Source organism: Spirochaeta isovalerica (genome assembly GCF_014207565.1).
GTDB lineage: Bacteria > Spirochaetota > Spirochaetia > DSM-2461 > DSM-2461 > Spirochaeta_F > Spirochaeta_F isovalerica.
In genome coordinates, this window is sequence record NZ_JACHGJ010000005.1 from 48,812 (window position 1) to 64,236 (window position 15,425).

11 protein-coding genes are annotated in these 15,425 nt (G+C 49.7%); 1 reads left to right on the forward strand and 10 read right to left on the reverse strand.

What is annotated here, in order from left to right; genetic code table 11:
* Positions 1-24: 24 nt before the first annotated feature.
* The 10 genes from HNR50_RS13215 to HNR50_RS13260 all read right to left on the reverse strand — a co-directional run bounded on the left by HNR50_RS13215 (position 25) and on the right by HNR50_RS13260 (position 12,759).
* Entirely contained in the window at positions 25-1,347 is a 1,323-nt protein-coding gene (locus HNR50_RS13215; RefSeq protein ID WP_184747248.1) for a TolC family protein, read from the reverse strand.
* Entirely contained in the window at positions 1,331-4,450 is a 3,120-nt protein-coding gene (locus HNR50_RS13220) for an efflux RND transporter permease subunit (protein ID WP_184747249.1), read from the reverse strand. The genes HNR50_RS13215 and HNR50_RS13220 overlap by 17 nt, the downstream gene beginning before the upstream one ends.
* The gene (locus HNR50_RS13225; protein ID WP_184747250.1) at positions 4,450-5,361 is read right to left on the reverse strand and encodes an efflux RND transporter periplasmic adaptor subunit; all 912 of its coding nucleotides are present in this window, start codon (positions 5,359-5,361) and stop codon (positions 4,450-4,452) included. The genes HNR50_RS13220 and HNR50_RS13225 overlap by 1 nt, the downstream gene beginning before the upstream one ends.
* A 63-nt stretch (positions 5,362-5,424) precedes the next feature.
* The gene (locus HNR50_RS13230) at positions 5,425-6,651 is read right to left on the reverse strand and encodes an ABC transporter permease (RefSeq protein WP_184747251.1); all 1,227 of its coding nucleotides are present in this window, start codon (positions 6,649-6,651) and stop codon (positions 5,425-5,427) included.
* A gap of 10 nt (positions 6,652-6,661) precedes the next feature.
* The gene (locus HNR50_RS13235; protein ID WP_184747252.1) at positions 6,662-7,876 is read right to left on the reverse strand and encodes an ABC transporter permease; all 1,215 of its coding nucleotides are present in this window, start codon (positions 7,874-7,876) and stop codon (positions 6,662-6,664) included.
* A gap of 8 nt (positions 7,877-7,884) precedes the next feature.
* The gene (locus HNR50_RS13240; protein WP_281389109.1) at positions 7,885-8,670 is read right to left on the reverse strand and encodes an ABC transporter ATP-binding protein; all 786 of its coding nucleotides are present in this window, start codon (positions 8,668-8,670) and stop codon (positions 7,885-7,887) included.
* A complete protein-coding gene (locus HNR50_RS13245; RefSeq protein WP_184747253.1) occupies positions 8,633-9,901 on the reverse strand; it encodes an efflux RND transporter periplasmic adaptor subunit in 1,269 nt (422 codons plus the stop codon). Before HNR50_RS13245 ends, HNR50_RS13240 begins: the two co-directional genes overlap by 38 nt.
* Positions 9,902-9,924: 23 nt before the next feature.
* Positions 9,925-10,689, reverse strand: coding sequence for a YIP1 family protein (locus HNR50_RS13250; RefSeq protein WP_184747254.1), 765 nt, complete (start codon positions 10,687-10,689; stop codon positions 9,925-9,927).
* A gap of 68 nt (positions 10,690-10,757) precedes the next feature.
* Positions 10,758-12,125 (reverse strand): patatin-like phospholipase family protein, encoded by a 1,368-nt coding sequence (locus HNR50_RS13255; protein ID WP_184747255.1) that lies wholly within the window; start codon positions 12,123-12,125, stop codon positions 10,758-10,760.
* Positions 12,126-12,309: 184 nt separating this feature from the next.
* Positions 12,310-12,759 carry an Rrf2 family transcriptional regulator gene (locus tag HNR50_RS13260; RefSeq protein ID WP_184747256.1) on the reverse strand — a complete coding sequence of 150 codons (450 nt, stop codon included), beginning with the start codon at positions 12,757-12,759 and terminating at the stop codon, positions 12,310-12,312.
* 81 nt (positions 12,760-12,840) lie between these two features.
* Between HNR50_RS13260 and HNR50_RS13265 the strand changes: the two genes are divergently transcribed.
* The gene (locus HNR50_RS13265; RefSeq protein WP_184747257.1) at positions 12,841-15,423 is read left to right on the forward strand and encodes a response regulator; all 2,583 of its coding nucleotides are present in this window, start codon (positions 12,841-12,843) and stop codon (positions 15,421-15,423) included.
* Positions 15,424-15,425: the final 2 nt, after the last annotated feature.

Below are 15,425 nucleotides of genomic sequence, written 5' to 3' on the forward strand. Positions count from 1 at the left end.
TGGATAGGTACAGAGCCTCTCTGTTTAATTTAGATTTAAAAGGTAAGCCGCCTCAATGGTCAGGTTTGTCAGATTTCTTTTCTCATCCTCCAGGGTCAGGACCGCAGCCTTCAGGTCCATCCGGCTATCCTCAAGGTCGGCGAGCGAGAGCCTTCCGTTTTCATAGAGCTGCTCGTTTTTCGCCACGGTCTGTTCGAGAAGAGAGATGCTCAGCTTCTGGAGTTCCACATTGGAACGGCTCAGTTCCATATCCAGATAAAGAGTCCTCACTTTGTCCTCGAGAGAGCGGGCGGACTTTTCCCTGTTTATCTCGGCGATCTCAATGGCCTCTTCAAGGCTTTGCATAGCGAGCCTTTCCGATGAACCGGGAAGATAACTGTCGAGAGGGATTTTCAGAGTGAGCCCCAGTGAAATGGTGTCCTTAAATAAATCGGGCTCGAATTCACCAGCATCATAAAAATCAGTGCTGATGTTATTATTCCAGTTGAGCGACGGCGTCAAAGTGGGCACGAAGGAAGTCTTTCCGGATTTTTCCAGACTGATTTTCGCCTTTTCGATCTGAAGGACCAGCAATTTCAGGTCGATATGCGATCGGACATCCATAAGGGCGGTCTCGAGATCGGGCAGTTCAATGGAATCGATGGTTCTGCCGGTGAGCGCCACCTCTGTCGATCTGTCCATTTCCAGATAGCTCTTGAAGGTCAGATAGCGCTTCTCCTGATCGGCTTTCGCCTTCTGAAGCTTCGGAACATCCCGCGCCGCCGAGAGTCTTGCCGACAGGAGATCGAGCTCCGACAGAAGCCCCTGATTGTATTTTTCCTCTGCCTGCTCGACCCGCGATGTGGTCAGTCGGAGGTTTTCCTCCTGGAGCGCGATCTGCTCCTCTCCCGCCAGGATCTGGTAGTAGAGAACGGTCAGGCTGTATTTGAGAGAACGGGTTTTCTCTTCGATCTGGAGACGGAGCAGCTCTTCGTCTATGGCCCTGCTTTTCGCCTCGAGACTTACCCCCGGAGCCAATGACCAGGAGAGTTTTAGAGCTCCGCTGACGGTCCAGTTCTTCTTCTCATCAAAATTAGTAACAGTGTCTTCATTCGTCAGGAGGCTGATCAATCCCGACGAACGGCTGATCCCCGCCTCGGCGCTTATGGAGGGACGCAGATATTCGCGGCTGCCAGATTTGCGGAGCGCCGCGCCCCATTGCAGATACAGCTTGTTGAGGTCGCTGTTGTTGATCTCCATGATATTCCAGGCCTCTTCCAGCGAGAGGATAAGCGGATCGGCCGGCAAAAAAGAAGCCATTGAGAAAATCAGAGTCAGCAGTAACAGTTTTCTATTGGTTGTTTTCATGATTCCTCTCTCTGTGGTGACGTGATTTTTTATTGCTGTGCGTCAGAACGATGAGCGACGGGACAGCGTATATGGCAAATAAAGTCGATACGAGAAGCCCTCCCGAGACGGCTATACCCAAGGGCTGAAGAATATTGGACCCCTCTCCCATTCCGATAGCCAGGGGCAGCATGCCGAAAATGGTCGTCAGCGTGGTTATGAGAATCGGCTGGAAGCGGATTCTGGCCGCATGGGATAGAGCCTCGCGGTAATCGGAAAACTCCAGTCTCGATTTCAGGTAGAAGTCGATGAGGATAATGGCGTTGTTCACCACTATGCCTCCCAGAAGAATCGTTCCCAGCAGCGAGTTGAGGTTCAATGTCGAATTGAAAATCCACAAACTGAAGATAACACCGACCAGTCCCAGCGGAATGGTGACAAGGATAACCAGCGGGATCCACAGGGAATCGAACTGGAAAGCCAGCAGAAGATAGATGAGAATGACAGAGATTCCCAGAGCCACGAAGAGTGAGCGGATTGATTTGTCCATCTCCATGCGGGGGTTGTCAAAGGTGTAACTGTATCCTTCGGGCAGAGTCAGGTTTTCGCTCAGAAATATTTCGGCCCGGGATTGGAGCTCCAGTCTCTCGGCATCGCTGATTCTCCGTCCGGCTATTCCGAAAAGACGGAATGCCGGCTCGCCGTTCTCACTGTATACCTGGGACACGCCGCTGCTTTTGGAGAAATTGAAGAAGTGTTTGAGAGGAATGAACTGCTGCTGCCAGGGAATAAGAAAATCCTCCAGTTTTTCCCTTGAATCGACCAGATCCGCCGGATAGGAAGCGGATACCTGGATATTCTCGACACCGTCTGTCAGCGAAATGGACGAAGTGCCGCTCAGGATTCTCCGGATCAGCGAAGTCAGCGATGATTCGGAAAGCCCGGTGAAACTGCCAACAGTCTCTTTCCGGGAAGTCAGATTCAGCTGATCGACAATAGAGGAAGAGGGCTGGGTGAAGACCATACGGAAAATCTCCTCCTCATTGAGAAGGGTCTGAATAGAGGTGAGCAGATCGACTTTCACAGCCGCATCGGGCCCGTAGAGGCTGAGCTGGAAATCATAACTTCTGGGCAGCGGCAGCTCCGCGGGGTTCCAGGTCATAATGTTGTAATACCAGTCTCCCTCGGAAACAAAAGCTTTCTGGAGCCTGGCCATGGCTTCCTCTGTATCATCGGAACTGCGGAGGTCGAGGAATGTCTGATTGAACCGGCCCATGAGATTGGTAAAGCGATCGAGCAGCAAATCCCCCAGAACGTCGTCTATCTTCGCATTCATCTCCGGAAGGATTTCCTCCATATAGACCTCCGGATCGGAGACCTCGGAGTTGCGGAAAAAGATGATGATCCTGTCTGATGTGGGGGTGGATATAATCTCCTTGGGGATCCGGGGAAAAACAGTGAGAACGGCTGTTACGAGAATCCCGAATGCTATTAAAAGGAATAAGGCGGCTCTGGCTTTTCGGGCCATCAGCCAGTCGAGGCTCCTGCCGTATAGGGAAATAAGCCCGTGAAAGAACTTCTTATCTCCTCTCTGCAGAAAACCAAGGACGCGGCTCTGCTTCTGATGCCCCATAAACACATAGAAGGCCAGAACGGGAACAACCGTCAGGGAAACCAGAAGAGAACCGAGAAGGGCGAAAACAACGGAACGGGCCTGATCTCCCAGTATGGCGTTTGTCAGCGGAGCGGTAAAAGAGATGGGAAGAAAAACAAGGACCGATGTGAGAGTCGAAGCGATAACCGGTGAGCGGACCTGCGCCACCGCATCGAGAACCACCTTCTTCCAGTGAAGAATGCGGTTGGCTCCGTCTCCGGCTTCAAGCCGGTGACGATGGATATTCTCCATGACAACTATGGTGGAGTCGACAATCATCCCTACGGCAAGAGCCAGCCCGCCGAGAGAAATCAGGTTGATCGTTCCCCCGAAAGCCCACATAAAAAGAAAACTGAAAATAATGCTGACCGGGAGTGAAATGGCGATCAACAGCGTATTCTTCCACTCTCCCAGAACCAGAAAAACGACCAGAATAGCCAGAAAGCCCCCGATAATGGCCGCCTGAATGACATTATCGATTGACTTCCGGATATATTTGGCAGGGTCGAGATAGAGAGCAGTCTGCGTGTCTTCGGGAATAAGCCCTCCGAGCCGCCCCTCTTCAATGATCTTTTCGATATCGCTGGTCAGCGCGTTGACATTTCCGCCCTCGACAGGAGTGGCGGTCAACTGAACGGCCGGAACCCCTTCGACGAGAAAAACACGGCTTGGAAGTGTATAACGTATATCCAGGTCGGCAATATCATCGAGGCTGATAAGGGAATCGCCGACTTCTTTGATTTCAAGCCTGGCCAGATTCTCGAGGCTTCTCTCTGTTCTTTCCAGACGGAGACTGTATCGCCCTTCGGGCGTACGGAGAGAACCGAGCGGCTGGGGAAGGAAACCGGACTGCAGGGCCGAATTCACATCGTTGATCGTGATGCCGTAGGAAAGCATTTTTTCCTGCCGGAGTGTCATTTCCACGACAAGGCGCTTGGTGTTATAGAACCCGATCTCCTCCAGGTCCCCCACTTTGAGAAGCCTCGGTTCCATATTGGTTTTAAGAATATTATAAAGCTCGTCTGAAGGTGTGGACGCCGAAGTCAGGCCCATTACGAGATATCCGGCGTTCTCCCCTTCGTAAAAACGGACCGAATAGGAATCGCGGATAACATCGGGAAGAGTCGCATTGATGGTCACCATCTGGCTTTCCACAGCCATATGGGCCTCCTCGCTCTCCACATTCCAGTCGAAAGTAAGGGTAAATCGGCTCGAATCGGTGGAATAGGTCGCTTCCATCAGATCCAGTCCGGAAAGAGCCATAAGGCTGCTCTCTATCCTGTCGGCATACTGCTCCTGAAAATCCACAGCGGAAATGCCGGGATGGCTGATGCTAACCGAAACCTGAGGCCTTCGCGTCTGGGGATACATGAGGACGGGCAACCTGAAGAGAACGAAAACGCCGGCTCCGATAAGAAGGAGGACAAGCAGAAAAAAACCTGTCGATTTATGGAAAAGGAAATTGAGCATCAGTTGCCTCCGGGAGCCGCATTCCCCGACATCGTGGCCTGTATCAATTCCCTGATGGACATATCAGGCTTCTCTTCTCCCGAAGGAGTCCGGATATAGCGGGTCCCCTCGGCTATTCCCTCTTTTATCTCTATATTCTCTTCAGAAATGTCTCCGGCAACAACGGCCTGTTTCCGGATAAGCCCCTGATCATCGATAATCCAGACATAAGCCTTCCCCTCTTCCCTGATTACGGCAGATGATTCAATAGCGATGCCCGATGCCTTTTCCACGGGAAGGTCGACAAAAAGAACCGTCCCCAGATAGAGGTCGCTGCTGCGGGGAAAGGAAATTGTCAGGGTAAAAAGTCCCGTATTGTAATCCGGTTCGGTTGAAAGCGATTCAATACGGCCTCTGAATGACTGCCCCTCGGGGGTCATCCCCTGGACAGGCAGAGCACCCAGCCTGCGGACCGCCGGGGCATCGCGATCACTCAGGCTAACCTTGAGAAGATAGGAACGGTCGTCGAGAACCGTAACAGCTTCCGCGCCTGATCTGACCGATTCGTTCTCATAAATATGGATCTGCGAAACGATACCGGAGATCCGCGATTCGAGAATGACCGGTCGATAACTTTCGCCTATGACATCGCGGCTGATCCTGGCGAGAGGAGATCCGGGAGAGACCCGGTCTCCCTGTTTCACAAGAATGGCATCGACATATCCTTCGACGCTGATGCTGTGGGTAATTTTCCTTAAAGGAGTCAAACGCCCGCCGACGGTGATGACGCGGTCCGTTCCGGCGGCTCCGGCAACGGCGATAATGCCGTTTGAATTGTTGCGACCCGGCCCGCCGAACTGGGCTGTCACTGGGGAAATGATGATGAGAAGAAAAAAAAGATTGAACAGTTTGAGGGAAATACGTCGGCCCATAGAAATCTCCTTGATTGGGGATTTCATTATACACATTTTCGACTGGAGGAAGCAGTAAAAAATCTATTCGTAGCGCAGAGCTTCGTGAGGGATAAGGGCCGCGGCACGGGTCGCCGGATAGAATCCGGAAAGAAGGCCGGTCAGCAATGAGAGCAGGACCGAAAAAGCCGCCGTTGCAGGATTGATGATAACCGGCCATTTGGCGAAATACCCGATAAGATAGGATGCGGCGAAAGACAGCCCCAGACCGAGAAGCCCCCCTCCTCCGCAGAGAATCAGGGTCTCAATCAGGAACTGGGAGCGGATATGCCATTCTTTGGCCCCTATAGCCTTGCGCAGACCGATCTCCCTGGTTCTCTCCTTCACGGAAACCAGCATGATGTTCATAATGCCGATAGCCGCCACCAGAAGGGCGATACCCGCCAGGACGGCGACCCCGATTGTCACCGTCCCGACGACCGTATTGATCATATCGAGCTGTTCTTTCATTCCGAAAATCATGAATTTATTAATGCGATCGTCCCATTTGCCATGGTTTCTCGCCAGTATGTTAAGAATTTCCTTCTTGGCTTTGGGAATCTCCTCGATGGAATTGGCCCGGCAGAGCACCGTATAGAAATCCCCCTCGTTGGCGAAAAGCCGTTCGAAAAGGGAAATGGGTACGACAATGGCATTGTTATAGCCGTCATCGGGATTGGAGATGGAAATGGTATCGGCTTTCTCCTTTCTTTTGAGAACGCCGATTATTTTGACAGGCGTGCCGAAGACGGACATATACTGCCCCACCGGATCGCTATCGGGAAAAAACTCTTCCTTTATAATCTGGCCGATTATGGCGACCTTGCTCTGGCCCGTTACCTCTTCATCCATGATAATCCGTCCGGACTCCAGTTCGAACTCGACGAAGTCTATATAATTGCTGTTGGTTCCGGTTACCGAAAGGCGCTTTTCCACATCGCCGACTTTTATAATGGAGCTCATATTGGAGATCGGCGCAATGCTCCGGATATGTTTCCCCAGATTCTCCAGATCCTTCAAGTCGCGGTCAGTCATCCCTTCGATATCAAAGGCCCGGTTGTAACTCCAGTCCTGCCAGTTGGGCATGATCTGCAGCGTCGTCGGAGACAAACCTTCGAACTCTTTCATGATTATGGATTTTCCGCCCTCGCCCGCCGCCAGAACGGTAATGACGGAAGCTATACCGATAACGATTCCCAGCAGAGTGAGAAGCGTCCGGGATTTATTGGCGGTTATGGCAAATATGGCTTCGGCAAAAAGGGTTTTAAACATAGTATTTCCTCTAAACCTCCGACCTCAGAGCCTCAATCGGCATCAGTTTGGAAGCTTTATAGGAGGGATATATCCCGAAAATCAGTCCGATGGAAGTGGAGATAAAAAGAGCTCCCAGAACAATGGACAGACTGATCATGAATTTCCACTCCAGTATGGCACAGGCTACCGCCGCAAGGGTGGCTCCGAAAATGATTCCCGTCCCGCCGCCTATGAGGCAGAGGGCTATGGATTCTATGACGAATTGAACGAGAATATCCCGGGATGTCGCCCCTATGGCCATACGGATACCGATTTCCCTTGTTCGTTCCGTTACGGCGACCAGCATGATATTCATGATGCCCAGTCCGCCGACGACTATGGAAATAACGGCGATGACCAGAACCAGAACGGAGATGATGTTGAGAATTTTATCCACCATCCCCACATAGGTATCGAGCCGTTCTATCTGAAAACGCTCTTCGCCGCGCAGTTTTCCGTATTTTGTATTCAGGTAATGAGTGATCCTCTCCTGGGCCAGATTGACATTATCCAGGACATCGAACTTCATAATCAGAAACCAGTATTTGATATCCCTGCCGTCCCAGATTCTGGTGGCTACATAATCCTGGGAAACGAAAATGGTGTTATTGTCCGATCCGTCGCTGATAAACCCCTGCCCCATTCGCTCGGTAATACCGATCACTTTGAAATTTCTGTCGTTGATGGTGACCATTTTCCCCAGGGGGTCCTCGTCCTCGAAAAGCGTGGCGGCGATATCGGGCCTGAGGATGCAGACAGCCCGTTTATTCTGAATATCATCATCCATAAAGAGCCGGCCCTGCTCCATATTGACGGAAAACATATCGAAATGGGCCGGTTCGACACCCATAACAGTGGTCTGAGTTGTGTTTCCCTTATAGGAGACGGTGTAATTGGCATCAAAAATGGATTCGATGCTGATCATTCCGGGCAAGGCGGATTCAAAATAGGTTTTGTCCCTTTCAGACATGTATGTCCGCGGTTCATAGGAGGCGTAGGCACGCCAGTTTGTCTGAACCCAGAGCAGAGTGGAGCCGTAGCGACCCATTTCCGAATTGACCGAATCGCGGAAGGCGAGACCGACGACGGAAATGGCGATCAGACAGCCCACGCCGAAATTGATGCCGAGCATGGTGAGAAAACTTCTGACTTTGTTGCCCCGGATAACTTCAAGGGACTGGCGAAGGCCTTCGGTGATATTCACTGGATTCCCTACTCGTGCTTGGAGATGGCGTCGGAGAGATTATCGTGATCCAGATCCGCCACGGAATTGAACTCGGCTTCGGCATCGCGGGACTTTTTAACCCTTTCGTCGCCGATGATCTTTCCGTCTTTCAAATGAATGATCCTCTGAGCGTGCAGAGCGATATCCATTTCATGGGTGACCATAACGATGGTTGCCCCCTCGCGGTGTAGTCTTTGAAAAAGCGCCATGATGGCCAGACCGGTTCGCGAATCGAGGTTTCCCGTCGGTTCATCTGCAAAAAGAATGCTGGGATCATTAACCAGAGCGCGTGCGATGGCCACCCTCTGCCGCTGCCCCCCCGACATTTCATTGGGCTTGTGTTTCGCCCGGTCCGAGAGTTCAACTTTTTCCAGAGCCAGAGCGGTTTTCCTCTTTCGCTCGTTATCATTGTTACCGGCATAGATAAGAGGCAGCTCCACATTGCGATGGGCAGTCATCCTGGGAAGAAGATTGAATGTCTGGAAGACAAACCCCACTTTTTTATTTCGGATATCCGCCAGTTCCCGGCTGGAAAGGGCGGAAACGTCACTGCCGTCCAGCGTATAGGATCCTTCGCTGGGCCGGTCCAGACAGCCGATGATATTCATCAGCGTAGACTTTCCCGATCCGCTGGCTCCCATAATGCAGACGAACTCGTGCTCGCCTATCTCGAGATCGATGCCGTCGAGGGCTTTCACCTCGATTTCCCCCATCTGATATATTTTGCGTATTCCCTTAAGACTGATCATTATCCCCGGACCTTTCCACTTCATCGCCTTCGACGATACCCGCCCTGTCGGAGCTGATGATAAAATCCCCTTCGGAGAGCCCGTCAGTCACTTCAACAGTTTCAATGCCCAGAATTCCGGTTTCAATCTCCTGTTTCTTCACCAGAAAGCGGTTATCGTCATACTGATCCTGCTCCAGAAGGAAAACATATTTGCCGTCATCCTCGATAAAATAGGATTCAACAGGTATGGCCGGACGTTCCGTTCTGTTTTCCACTGTTATGAAAATGGAACAGCTGGCGCCTATTCTGGCCACGTCGCCGGGGTTCTCCAGAATGTCGACCTCTATGGAGCAGACCCGGGAATCGCCAATCTTCTGTATGATCGGGGCGATATAGGAAACCCGGCCCTTCAGCTCGGTTCCGATAAAGGAATCCGATTCGATTTTTACATCCTGGCCGACCGAAAGATAGGAGAGATCCACTTCATCGATATTGGCAGCGACTTTCAAAGCCCCCGAATTATGGACCGAAGCGATCAGCATGCCGGGAGAAACCACATCCCCTTCTTCGACAGGAAGGGCGGTAATGATACCGTCTATGGATGCGCGGAAGATAAAATCCTCCATATCCGATTCATGGGACCGGAGATTGAGAAGAGCCTGCTTCACTTCGGACGATTCTTCGACGATCTGATCGTCGGTCCGGGAATCGGGACTGCCCTCTTCGGGATCCCGGCCCTCCCGGAACCGGAGCTGCTGCATGGCCGAGGTGAGATTGTCGTAAGCGATATGGAAAGCGTCGCGTTTGGCCTGAAGCTCCACTTCGCTGGCGAATTCCTTTTTCCTCAGATCTTCCGATCTCAGATAATCCCGTTCCGCCTGTTCGTAAGCAGTGGAAGCCTGCATATAGGCGGATCGCAGGGAAAGCAGTTCCTTCCGGACCATGATTCTCGTCGATTCCAGTGTCGATACGAGGTTTTCCCGTCTTAGCTCCATATCCGATGTGTCCAGACTGACGACCACATCTCCGGCCAGCACGTACTCGCCTTCTTCATGATGGATGGATTTGACTTTGCCGCTGACCGTACTGATCAGACGGTTGCTTTCGCGGGACCGGATTTCACCGTTCGACGAAACTTCCCTGCGAAAATCCTCAAGCCCGACTGCGTATACATCAACTTTCTTCAGTCTGGTCCGGTTACGGCCTACAACGCCTGCGACGACCGATAGAACAATAACTGCGATAATGACGATATAGACTATTTTCTTTTTCATATTCAATTCCGTTCAGACAAATCTCAACCGATCAGCGTAAATGCGAGCGCTATGCCGATTGAAATGACAGCCATAATGACAGTTACGGCCAGGGCTTTATTTTTCTCGAGAGCCAGAGCCCCTTTCAATCCGGCATAGAGGAAGAGGTAATAGATCCAGTTGAAAATATCGGTAACATAATCGAGAAGGAAGTAGACCTGTCTTCCCATCGATACGGGATCGAAGAGGGCCGCCAGGCTGACGGGAGACTGAAGGGCCATCTGGAGATCTCCCGTTGTGTTGACCCTCGCCAGGGCTCTCTGCCAGTCGCCGCTCAAGGTTATCCCCATCTTCAAAAGAGCCTGCACCATACTGACGATAGAAGCAAAGAGGATGATTTTCAGAACAAGCGAGTATTTCACGGCTTCTTTTTTAAACCCGCCGGATAGCAGTTTGAGAATAAGCGCCGATACAAGCGTTATTACGATATAGCTGACGAGCCCGCCGCCGATTGTCGATACGATAGTGATGTTCCGGACCATGGGGGACTTCATCTGTTCAGCCATAGCCGTCATCTGCTCATCACTCAGTTCCGTTCCCCTGTCGGCAAGAGCGGCCTGCTGGACCCGTGCCATGGCCTCTCCGTAGACATCGCTGGTCTGCATGGGAATCATTAAGAGAACAGAAAAGAGAAACAGGATTATTATAGTTAAAAAAGGAAGAAACAATTTTGTATCATTGTTCAGCTTTTTATATCCTTCGAAGGGATTGGCAATAATTTCTTTCCAGAGAATGAAAGTGTTTTTCATACAAAAACTCCTTTTTAATACACCATTTATCTAATACTACTATAAAAGCAAGTCTAATCAATAGAATTTTATATTTTAATAATTAACATTTTGTTTATAAGTTCCAGAAAGAAAAGCGCCCCTTCCAGTTCGGGATAAATGGAATGAAGCCCCTTTATAATAATCGTCCCCTTCGTTCCCCTCGGGCCACCGAGGATCTTTTCCGCCAGACAAAGGTTGTAGTAGGGACATTCTTTCAGGTTCTCCCGGACTCTGGTTTCCTTGAGAACTTTATTTATCCTCTTTATCAGCTGACGGCTTTCGCTCCGGCTTTTCACCGAATCGAGAAAGCTGAGCTTTCTGTCTTCCTCTTTCTGCCGTATTCTGATTTTTTCAATCATTTCGTTTACCGAATACTGATGGATTTTTTCAAGACGGAAAATTACGGCGCAGCACTCGATAAGACTGTAGAGAAGGTCCCCTTTATTATGGCGCATGGAAGGGGGCAGTATCGACCTGACCCTCATCTCTACAGGGTGGTTTTCCTCATCGGATTCATGAAGGTAGGGAGTCAGCAGCGCAACGACCTGGGGATCCGTCAGCAGATCGGTAAATCGTTTTTCCGCTTTACTGTCGGGCGTTATGAAATACACGACCCCTTTGAGAGCCCCGAATGTTTTTAGAGTATCCAGGTATCCGAGTTCCCTGAAACGATCGAGAAACTCGCGGTTGAAGTCCAGAACTCCCCCCATATTGATAGAGTTCTTTATATAAACGGTATCGGTCCCTTCTATATTCGGCCGCTTGTTGACTCCCATTCCGGAAATATCGATCGTTATGATTTTTCTATAGCCGCGGGCCCTGGCCAGACGGTAGGGAATATTATCGTAAACGCCGCCGTCAATGTATTTTTTACCTCTTATAACAGGATTGTGGAAACCGGGAAAAGCCGAACTGGCCATAAGGTAATCAACAAGCGTTCCCGGCTCCATCTCCTCGACAAAAACTTCTTTGGCTTTCAGTTCGGAAATATTGAAGGTCACGACGCCCAGATCTTTCCCTCCGGTCCGGATTTTTTCCTCATCGATGGAGCTGTCGAGCAGCTTTCTGAGCGGCGTCGTATCGAGGCCGCCCCCGTGAATGGCATCGCGGTAAAACTCTCTCATGGAAGGTATGTTCTTAAGATTCATTTTCAGCTCGCCGTTTTCCGTCAGTTCTTCGGGAATTTTAATGAGAAAATCAACCGTGATGTTATCACCGATAAAATAGAGATCCTCTTCGTTTCCCTGAGCCAGAAAACCGGCGATTATGGCGCCGATCGAGTTTCCGATAAAGGCTTCGACCTCGACTCCCAGCTCACGGAGAGCTCTCCAGGCACCGATATGATAAATCCCTTTCGCTCCGCCGCCACTGAGCACAAGGCACCAGGGCTCTTCTTTTTTTCCGAACCAATTCATACAGCACAAAGCCTCCGGAAAAATTATAGCCGAGTGTAATGCAAAAAAAAAGAGCGGCTGTGAAAACTTCACAGACCGCTCTTCACGGGAAAATTATGGTTTCATGCAATGTAAATTAGGACTATCTAACAAGATTAATATAACCACATCATTTTCTATTGTCAACAATTTTTGTGAATTTTATTTAAATCTGATAATCGGGGATGTATCCGTTCTTTTTCAAAAGGTAATCTTCTTTCAGCTTTTCGAAATCGACACTGTCGATAATAGAGGAAATGGCATCGCCGACGCTCCGCCAGACCGGAGCGAAAATGCAAGTCGACAGCTCGTTGCATGGAGACGGAGCCTCGCAGTCGATACAGGAGATGGGATACACTGAACCTTCAATATATCGGACAACCTCTCCGAGTGTTATTTCTCTGGGAGGACGGGCCAGAGCGTAACCACCCCTGGCTCCTTTGCGGCTCACCAGAAAACCGCCCCGTTTCAAATTAAGCAGGATCTGCTCCAGAAATTTCCGGGGGATATCCTGCCTGTTGGCGATATCCTCGATATGAATCAGCTTGTCGGGGTAATGACAGGCCAGTTCGAGAATAACTTTGAGGGAATAATCGCCTTTATATGTAATTTTCACATTAAAATCCTTTCGAAATTTACTTAAAATATATAGTTTTTATTCATAAAGTGCCAGAAGTCCCCTTATAATAAGTTTATAATGAAAATATCTCAAAGGATTCTGATTCTTATCGTTTTAAATATCGCAACTCTTCTCGGAATGGCCGGCAGCATCTTTTTCCTGGGAGAAACAGAACAGGAATACTACGAACAGGCCGACATTCTCATTTCCATGAAAAGCCTTTTTATAGAAAAGCAGTATATGGAGAAAATGATTCTCAATGATATTCCCATTTTCGGCGACCGGCAGAAGCTTGACAGTATGCTGGATCGCTACTCTTTGCAGATAAACAGGTCTCTACTGGACAGCAACAGCTCTCTCTACGACAGGTTTGACAGCCTCAGGCAGAGACGGGATGAACTGACGGAGATGGTACTTAATCTGCATAGCAGGCAAAGGGATTTTCTGAGGATAATTACAGCTGACGGAAAGAGGATCGAGGAGATGACCGGGAAACTACAGGAACAACCGGTTCTGCAATTATCTGAATTCCTCACGTTTCTTTCACAGGAAAATAAAATCAGTTTTTCCGATCCCGAAGTGATGGAATCCTATGGAGAAAGTCTTTCCAACCTGGTTCAGGATCTTCCTGACAGTCTGAAAAGAGAAGCCGGAGATCTTCTGGAAAAGATTAAGGAGATGGAAAACTTTCTTCTGGTAAACGGGGAAAAGGAGAAAAACCTCGCAATAGAGCTCTATGAAACAGATGATGCCCTTCTTCTGCTTGTGGACAATATTGTCAATGAACTGCATAACAAAATAGCCATCAGGGAAGATCAGGAACAATTTGCCATCTTCAGCGGCATCCTCTTTATCATGCTCATATCCATTTGGGCGACAGCTTTTCTGGGCAGATCGATCAGCCGCCCCATCGAGGAGCTGCGGTCCTATGTACACTCTATTGATCTTTCCGATATCAAATTAAAACCGGACAGAAAGAAGCTGGACGGTATAAACGCGCGCCATAACCTTGAAATCGCCCAGCTCGCCGAATCCTATGCCACTCTTGAAGAGGCTCTTTTCGATAAAATGTCGGAACTGGAAGAGAGAAGCGAATCGCTGACAAATGAACTGAAGGAACGAAAAAAAACAGAGCGGAAACTGAAGCAGACGGAAAATTACCTGAACAATATAATCCAGTCGCTGAACAGTCTGATAATAACGGCCGATTCCGGGGGCAGACTGATTCACTGGAACAAACAGGCAGAGGATCTATCCGAGGAAGACGACTCAGAACTCTTTAACCGCTTCCCCTTCCTCCTGACGTTCAAAGAGCCGATATCCGAAGTAATGGAAACAGGCAGAACATGGTCGGACAATGCCGTGAAAATAGAGCCATTACCGGACCGGTATTTCAACATCCATCTGACCCCTCTGGAAGGCAGGAAGTCGGGAATCGTTATCCGCCTCGATGATATTACCCAGATAAGAAACATTGAAAACCAGCTCCTGGAAACCCAGAAATGGGAAACCCTGGGTGTCCTGACGAGCGGCTTCGCTCACGACTTCAACAATGTTCTGACCGGAATCGTCACCTCCTCATCCATACTTATCCATTTGGCGGAACGCAACTATCCGGAACTGGATAAGACATTTACCGACTGTCTGAGCATAATAGACCGGTCGGGCAACAGGGCGGCGGCCATGGTTCAGCAGTTGCTCAGTCTCTCGCGGACCAATGAACTGAATTTCACATCCATCGATTTGAGAAATTCTCTGGAGGACGTGAAGGCCATTTGCGGCAATTCCTTTGACAAATCAGTCAAATTCATTCTCGACCTGCCCCGGGAAAATATCCGCGTCCAGGCTGACAACGCCCAGCTTGAACAGATATTTCTCAATCTCTGCATTAACTCCTATCACGCCATGACGGAAATGCGCGATAAAAAAGAGAAGAACGGCGGCGAATTGAAAATTACCCTTTATACGAAAACCATAGACCGTTATTCCGGCGAGGATGAAAAGGGATATGCCCAGGGACAATACGCTGCGGTTGCCATCAGCGATACCGGCGTCGGGATACCTGCGGAAAAAAAGAAGAAGATCTTCGATCCCTTTTTCACCACGAAAGACAAAAGCAAGGGAACGGGGCTGGGGCTGACAATGGTTCAGCATATAGTCAATCAGCATAAAGGCTTTATCGAGCTCTACTCCGAACCGGGGCGGGGAACGGTTATCACCGTGTATCTGCCTCTGGCCTCAGCGATGATCGAAGAGGAACAGAAAGCGCCGGAAGAGCGGATACTGGTCAAGGGAGAAGGATCGGTTCTGGTTATTGATGATGAAGAAGTTCTGCGGGTTCTGACCGAATCCATCCTGAAGGAATGCGGTTACGATGTCATGGTTGCGGAGGACGGTTTCAAAGGAGTGGATCTGTACAGAAAGAACGGCGGAGCCTTCGACCTTGTTATCCTCGACATGTCGATGCCCGGCATTTCGGGCAAGGAAACTTTTATAGAGCTGAAACAGATTAATCCCGAGGTCAGGATTCTACTGGCTTCCGGATTTATTAAAGATGACAGGATACAGGATCTGATGAATCTGGGACTGGAGGATTTTATTCAGAAACCTTTCGATTTTATAGAACTCTCCGAGAAAGTAGCGCGGATTCTCAAAGGCTGAGA